General features: G+C 49.6%; 7 protein-coding genes and 1 tRNA gene. 6 read left to right on the top strand and 2 right to left on the bottom strand.

What is annotated here, in order from left to right:
- Nucleotides 1-7: 7 nt before the first annotated feature.
- A tRNA-Trp gene (locus tag MUG06_RS21240) sits at nt 8-83 on the top strand.
- Nucleotides 84-208: 125 nt separating this feature from the next.
- On the opposite strand, the gene hdfR is transcribed toward MUG06_RS21240, so the two are convergent.
- Nucleotides 209-1,033, bottom strand: coding sequence for an HTH-type transcriptional regulator HdfR (gene hdfR / locus MUG06_RS21235; RefSeq protein ID WP_243079952.1), 825 nt, complete (start codon nt 1,031-1,033; stop codon nt 209-211).
- Nucleotides 1,034-1,154: 121 nt separating this feature from the next.
- Between hdfR and MUG06_RS21230 the strand changes: the two genes are divergently transcribed.
- Nucleotides 1,155-1,493 (top strand): DUF413 domain-containing protein, encoded by a 339-nt coding sequence (locus tag MUG06_RS21230; RefSeq protein WP_215845272.1) that lies wholly within the window; start codon nt 1,155-1,157, stop codon nt 1,491-1,493.
- 23 nt (nt 1,494-1,516) lie between these two features.
- Here MUG06_RS21230 and MUG06_RS21225 read toward each other — a convergent pair whose 3' ends face one another.
- Entirely contained in the window at nt 1,517-3,037 is a 1,521-nt protein-coding gene (locus MUG06_RS21225) for a YifB family Mg chelatase-like AAA ATPase (protein ID WP_243079951.1), read from the bottom strand.
- 330 nt (nt 3,038-3,367) lie between these two features.
- Between MUG06_RS21225 and ilvL the strand changes: the two genes are divergently transcribed.
- The 4 genes from ilvL (at nt 3,368) to MUG06_RS21205 (ending at nt 6,465) form a co-directional block, all read left to right on the top strand.
- Nucleotides 3,368-3,466, top strand: a complete 99-nt coding sequence (gene ilvL / locus MUG06_RS21220) for an ilv operon leader peptide (protein WP_082097622.1) — start codon at nt 3,368-3,370, stop codon at nt 3,464-3,466.
- Nucleotides 3,467-3,615: 149 nt separating this feature from the next.
- Nucleotides 3,616-5,262 carry an acetolactate synthase 2 catalytic subunit gene (ilvG, locus tag MUG06_RS21215; RefSeq protein ID WP_243079950.1) on the top strand — a complete coding sequence of 549 codons (1,647 nt, stop codon included), beginning with the start codon at nt 3,616-3,618 and terminating at the stop codon, nt 5,260-5,262.
- Nucleotides 5,259-5,516, top strand: coding sequence for an acetolactate synthase 2 small subunit (gene ilvM, locus MUG06_RS21210; RefSeq protein WP_215845274.1), 258 nt, complete (start codon nt 5,259-5,261; stop codon nt 5,514-5,516). Before ilvG ends, ilvM begins: the two co-directional genes overlap by 4 nt.
- A gap of 19 nt (nt 5,517-5,535) precedes the next feature.
- Nucleotides 5,536-6,465, top strand: a complete 930-nt coding sequence (locus MUG06_RS21205) for a branched-chain amino acid transaminase (RefSeq protein WP_243079949.1) — start codon at nt 5,536-5,538, stop codon at nt 6,463-6,465.
- Nucleotides 6,466-6,507: the final 42 nt, after the last annotated feature.

Here is a 6,507-nt window from a genome sequence, read left to right as displayed (position 1 = left end):
CCTATTTAGGGGCGTAGTTCAATTGGTAGAGCACCGGTCTCCAAAACCGGGTGTTGGGGGTTCGAGTCCCTCCGCCCCTGCCAGAAATAGAAAAAACCTTTGCTTAGGCAAAGGTTTTTTTTTGACTTCAAAACAGCGACAAGAACAAAAATTAAGCCAGTTAACTTTATAACGGGCTTAATTAGTGCTTTGTTAGGCAAAAGATCTGTCAGCGTACCATTACCGGGAATTTTAAGAGCTGTTTGATATGTGCCTGCTGATCACTGTTTTGCAGCCACACCGCATAAAGCGGGCGAACAGCAACCGGTGTGTCGGGAATAACCATCAGATCACTATAAAGGCTGTGCCAGTAATCAGGCAAAAACGCACAGGCGCCGGTGGTATGTAACAGTTCACGCGTGACGTGCGCAGAAGTAGTCGTTAAAACGGGTACGTCATCTCCTCCTGAAAGATAACTTTCGTGCTGATGAAAATCCGCACCCCATTCCAACTTAATGTAATCGTATTTCTCACGCTTCTCTGTTTTACGCGCACGGAATAGGGCTAATGAGATATGACCTATCTGTTGGCTCGTCAGCTCATCCATTTTCGGTGCTTCAGTGGTGACCAGCAGGTCGAGTTGACGCTCATGTAGTTGCTTAACCAGCAGATGACGTTGCGCCACACGCGCCTCAAGGTGAAGACTCTCACGATTCTCATAAAGCGTCTGCAGCCAGGGCGTCAAGTAAGCCTCCCATAACGAGGCGCTGGCCCCAATTGAGAGCTCATGATGCTGCTGAGTATGCGAGACTTCTTTCTTAGCCATGAGCCATGTACTCATCAAACTCTCGGCATAGGGCAATAACCGTTCGCCAGCTGAAGTCAGTCGTATGTTATTGCGGTGACGAGTAAAAAGATTTACACCAAGCTGATTTTCCAACTGACGGATGCGAAAACTGACAGCAGATTGCGTTAAGTAAAGTGCTTCTGCAGCGCGCCCGAAATGGCGAGTTCTACTCACTTCCAGGAAAGTTTTCAGTAATTCCGTATCCACAGCGTTCTCCCAAAAAATGTTTGTCGTATAGATTTAAATGTTTTGTTTTACACTCTGTCAAGCCTATCTAATACTCCGCGCCATAAATAGCACGGCCATACGAGAATCAGGAGCGTGTAACATGGCGGAAAGCTTCTCAACAGAAAATCGGTTCTTTGATAACAAACATTACCCTCGCGGTTTTTCGCGTCACGGTGACTTTACTATTAAAGAAGCACAGCTTCTTGAGCGCCACGGATTCGCTTTTAACGAACTTGATTTGTCAAAGCGTGAACCGATAACGGAAGAAGAACGTTTATTTATTGAAGTATGTCGTGGTGTGCGTGAGCCGCAAACGGAAGCGGAACGTGTATGGACAAAATATACCGCACGTATCAAGCGTCCTAAGCGTTTTCACACCTTGTCGGGTGGTAAGCCTCAAATGGATACCGTCGAAGATTACAGCGACAGTGAAGATTAAAAAAAGGGGCGAAAGCCCCTTTTTTATTGCAGGCTTTTATGAAGATAAATCATTAACCTGTCAATACTGCGATAGCTCAGCGCTTCCTGCAAATGGCTTCGGTTAATATCCTTTTCTCCTGCCAGATCCGCCACTGTACGCGCCACTTTTAAAATCCGTTGCCATGCTCGTACTGATAAGCCCAGTTTATTCAGTACAGATTCAAGCCACTCTGCATCCTCTTTCCGAATGTCACACCAACACTGTATATCCGCATTGCTCATATGAGCGTTAATTTTTCCTGCACGCGCAATCTGTACAGCTCGAGCTGACAAAACGCGCTCACGTACTTTTGCAGATGTTTCACCCGCGCGACGTTGCTGGCTTAGCATCCCGCTTGGCAATAAAGGGACTTCAAGCGAGAGATCAAAACGATCAAGAAAGGGCCCAGAAAGCTTACTGAGATACCGTAAAACTTGCTGAGGTGTGCAGCGATTATGTTGGCCTTGGTAATGACCAGTTGGGCTAGGATTCAGCGCTGCGATAAGCTGAAAGCGAGCAGGATAGGTCACTTTCGCTCGGGCTCGAGATATGGCGATTTCGCCAGATTCTATCGGTTCGCGTAATGAGTCTAAAACTTTTCGTTCAAACTCAGGAAGTTCATCCAAAAAAAGCACCCCATTGTGCGCTAATGAAATTTCGCCTGGACGAGGTAGCGAACCGCCCCCAATCAACGCATACAACGAAGCGCTATGATGAGGGGACCTGAATGGCCTTTTACGCCATTGCTGATGAAGATCACCGCTGTTGGCCAGGCTGGCGATAGCGGCACACTCCAGTGCTTCCTGATCGCTCAGCGGTGGCATAATACCTGGCAATCGCGTGGCCAACATGGTCTTTCCCGTACCGGGCGGGCCAATTAACATCAAATTATGTCCGCCTGCAGCGGTAATCTCTAAGGCTCTTCGGCCTTGTTCCTGCCCAATGATGTCACTTAAATCTTCGCTAAAATGCTCGGGTGTTTCATCCTGCGGTTCGGCTACGGTTAGTTCACACTGATTATGCAAAAAAGCGCAGACATCGAGTAGATGCGGACTAACCAGTGATGTACCCAAGCGGATAAGTCCTACATCTGCCTGATTCTCCACAGCGAGTATCAGTTGACGACCCGCTTCAAGCGCAGCCATTGCTGCCGGAATCGCGCCCTGAACGCGACAGAGCGCGCCATCAAGAGCTAACTCTCCCAGAAACTCATGCTGAGTCAATTTCTCGGCAGGAAGCTGTTCAGAAGCCACAAGAATGGCGATTGCCATCGGGAGGTCATAGCGTCCGCCTTCTTTCGGTAAATCGGCTGGGCCCAGATTGATGGTGATACGTTTAGCTGGAAAGTTAAAGCCGCTGTTGATGATGGCGCTACGAACCCGCTCCCGGGCTTCTTTTACCGTCGTCTCGGGTAAACCAACTAATGTCAATGCAGGCAAACCATTACTGATATGCACTTCAATGGTCACTAATGGTGCTTCCACACCCAATGCAGCACGCGTAAGTACTTTAGACAATGACATAACCGCTCCTTGTTGCAGCGATTCTGACGACATAAGGGAGAGATTACGAAAGGATAAAGGTGGACGCGCGAGATGCTGCACAGCAAATTTATGTCACTTGCTTGAGATTACGGCTAAGCGAGACACTGCCCGCAAAAGCACCAATCAATTATAACGTTAGGAAAGTGATGAATATTTATCATTCAGCAAATATCCTTTTAATTACAATTTGATAACGAATAACTCAAATCAAAATTATGAAAATAACTGATGAAAATTATTGTCATCACCCTGCTAACTATGATAACTCTGTAGGCATTACTTCGAACACGTAAAAGAATTGAACAAAAAATGAAAGCCCTTCTACAAGTGATTAGCCTAGTCGTGATTAGCGTGGTGGTGATTATTAACCTACCGTGCGGGGCAACGCTTGGAGAAAGAAAGGCTTAAAAATCAAGCCTGAAACTCGAAAAACCCCCGCACCGAAAGGTCCGGGGGTTTTTTTTCGGCCAGGCTAAATATCAGCAAATCATCAAGGAACAAACAATGAACAGTAGCATAAAATTCTGTTGTTCCCCTCAGGATACAGGAGAATAGCGATGACAGGTGCACAGTGGGTGGTTCAGGCTATACGCGCGCAGGGCGTTGATACCGTATTTGGTTATCCCGGCGGCGCAATCATGCCGGTATACGATGCGCTCTATGACGGCGGCGTGGATCACCTATTGTGCCGGCATGAGCAGGGCGCTGTGATGGCTGCAATCGGATATGCGCGTTCTACCGGTAAAACGGGTGTTTGCATTGCAACCTCAGGTCCGGGTGCGACCAACCTGATCACTGGCCTTGCTGACGCCATGATGGATTCCGTTCCTGTAGTTGCGATCACCGGGCAGGTTTCATCCGCGTTCATCGGAACCGATGCCTTTCAGGAAATTGATGTGTTAGGCCTTTCCCTGGCCTGCACCAAACACAGCTTTTTGGTTGAGTCGCTTGATGATCTGCCTTCCGTGATGGCTGAAGCGTTTGCCATTGCTCAATCTGGCCGTCCTGGCCCGGTTTTAGTTGATATTCCTAAAGATATCCAAATTGCGAAAGGTGAACCCGTGCCACATCTGCTGCCGGTTGAAGAAGTGTTGGCGCTGCCGCACGACGCCATTCTTGAAGCGCGTGCGATGATGGCGCAGGCACAGAAACCGATGTTGTATATCGGCGGCGGTGTTGGCATGGCGCAGGCAGTTCCGGCGCTGCGTGCGCTGGCACAAGAAACTGGTATACCAGCCGTTGCCACATTAAAAGGGTTGGGCAGCGTAGATGCAGAAAGCGAGGTTTACCTCGGTATGCTGGGCATGCATGGAACCAAAGCCGCTAACTTGGCTGTTCAGTCTTGTGATTTGCTGATTGCGGTAGGTGCGCGCTTTGATGATCGCGTAACCGGCAAGCTGGATACCTTTGCACCGCTTGCTAGCGTGATTCACTTGGATGTTGATCCTGCTGAATTCAATAAACTGCGCCGTGCCCATGTTTCTCTGCAAGCTGACCTGAATCATGTGTTGCCTGCCCTGAGCCAGCCGCTGCAAATTGATGCCTGGCGTGAAGAGGTAAAAAGCCTCAAAGCAATGCACGAATGGCGTTACGATCATCCCGGTGATGCAATCTACGCTCCGCTGTTGTTAAAGCAGTTGTCCGATCGTAAGCCAACCAACGCTGTAGTCACCACAGATGTCGGACAGCATCAGATGTGGTCGGCGCAACATATGTCTTTTAGCGCCCCTGAAAATTTCATTACGTCCAGCGGACTAGGCACGATGGGTTTTGGGCTGCCAGCCGCCATTGGCGCGCAAGTCGCACGTCCGCAAGATACGGTGATCTGTGTCTCTGGCGATGGCTCTATCATGATGAATATTCAGGAGCTGGGCACCATCAAACGCGGCAAGCTGCCGGTAAAAATCGTGTTGTTGGATAACCAACGTTTAGGCATGGTACGCCAGTGGCAACAGCTGTTTTTTGATGGTCGCTACAGTGAAACGAATCTGTCCGATAACCCCGATTTTCTTACACTGGCGAGCGCCTTTAATATCCCAGGCCAGCGTATTACCCGTAAAGAACAGGTCGACGCCGCACTTGATGCTCTGCTGAACAGCGAAGGTCCTTACTTCCTGCATGTTGCGATTGATGAGCATGAAAACGTCTGGCCATTGGTACCACCGGGTGCCAGCAACGCAAACATGATGGAGAAAACCGCATGATCCAGCATCAATTGTCTATCGAAGCACGCTTCCGCCCTGAAATATTGGAGCGCATTTTACGCGTGGTCCGTCACCGGGGTTTCCAGGTGTGTTCCATGAACATGGCGTCAGTGGCCAATGCCGAAAACATTAATATTGAAATGACCGTTGCCAGCCAGCGCTCAGTCGATTTACTGTCTTCTCAGTTAAGCAAATTGATGGATGTCGCGTGCGTCCAGATTCAACAACAGACAACACAACAAATCCGCGCATAGTCGCGAAAGGAATAAAAAAATGAGCACGAAGAAAGCAGACTTTATTTGGTTCAATGGGGAGATGGTTAAGTGGGAAGATGCCAAGGTTAGCGTCATGTCTCACGCGTTGCATTACGGCACTTCAGTTTTTGAAGGCGTACGTTGCTACGACTCTCACATCGGACCGGTTGTGTTCCGCCATCGCGAGCACATGCAACGTCTGCACGATTCCGCCAAAATTTACCGTTTTCCAATCAAACCGAATGTTGACGAGTTGATGGAAGCTTGCCGCGAAGTTATCCGCGTTAACAAATTGAAAAGCGCCTATATCCGTCCGCTGGCATTCGTGGGCGACGTCGGTTTGGGCGTGAACCCGCCAGATGGCTTCAGCACTGATGTGATTATTGCTGCATTCCCGTGGGGGGCTTATCTGGGCGCTGAAGCGCTGGAGAACGGCATTGATGCGATGGTCTCTTCCTGGAATCGCGTTGCGCCAAACACGCTGCCAACCGCCGCTAAAGCGGGTGGTAACTATCTTTCTTCACTGTTGGTCGGTAGCGAAGCGCGCCGTCACGGTTATCAGGAAGGTATTGCCCTCGACACCAATGGCTATATTTCAGAAGGTGCGGGTGAAAACTTATTCGAAGTGAAAGATGGCATTCTGTTCACACCGCCATTCACTTCCTCTGCACTGCCGGGCATCACGCGTGACGCCATCATCAAACTGGCCATCGACATGGGCATTGAAGTGCGTGAGCAAACGCTGTCGCGTGAATCGCTGTATCTGGCTGACGAAATCTTTATGTCAGGCACCGCAGCAGAGATCACCCCGGTTCGCAGCGTCGACGGCATCCAGGTCGGTGAAGGCAAGCGTGGTCCGGTGACTGCACGCATCCAGCAGGCATTCTTTGGCCTGTTCACTGGCGAGACTGAAGACAAATGGGGCTGGTTAGATCCGGTTAACTCATAATTAGATAGTGCGCGGGCGTCAGTCGACGTCCGCGACCTTATT

The organism is Pantoea sp. MQR6 (assembly GCF_022761075.1).
Classification (GTDB): domain Bacteria; phylum Pseudomonadota; class Gammaproteobacteria; order Enterobacterales; family Enterobacteriaceae; genus Pantoea; species Pantoea phytostimulans.
The sequence above is the reverse complement of the archived record's forward strand: the minus strand, read 5'-3'. Positions and strand labels throughout refer to the sequence as shown.

Coding starts and splice junctions, on each gene's coding strand:
- MUG06_RS21205 (WP_243079949.1), top strand. CDS start 5,536: ATGAGCACGAAGAAAGCAGACTTTATTTGGTTCAATGGGGAGATGGTT.
- MUG06_RS21225 (WP_243079951.1), bottom strand. CDS start 3,037: ATGTCATTGTCTAAAGTACTTACGCGTGCTGCATTGGGTGTGGAAGCA.
- ilvM (WP_215845274.1), top strand. CDS start 5,259: ATGATCCAGCATCAATTGTCTATCGAAGCACGCTTCCGCCCTGAAATA.
- ilvG (WP_243079950.1), top strand. CDS start 3,616: ATGACAGGTGCACAGTGGGTGGTTCAGGCTATACGCGCGCAGGGCGTT.
- MUG06_RS21230 (WP_215845272.1), top strand. CDS start 1,155: ATGGCGGAAAGCTTCTCAACAGAAAATCGGTTCTTTGATAACAAACAT.
- ilvL (WP_082097622.1), top strand. CDS start 3,368: ATGAAAGCCCTTCTACAAGTGATTAGCCTAGTCGTGATTAGCGTGGTG.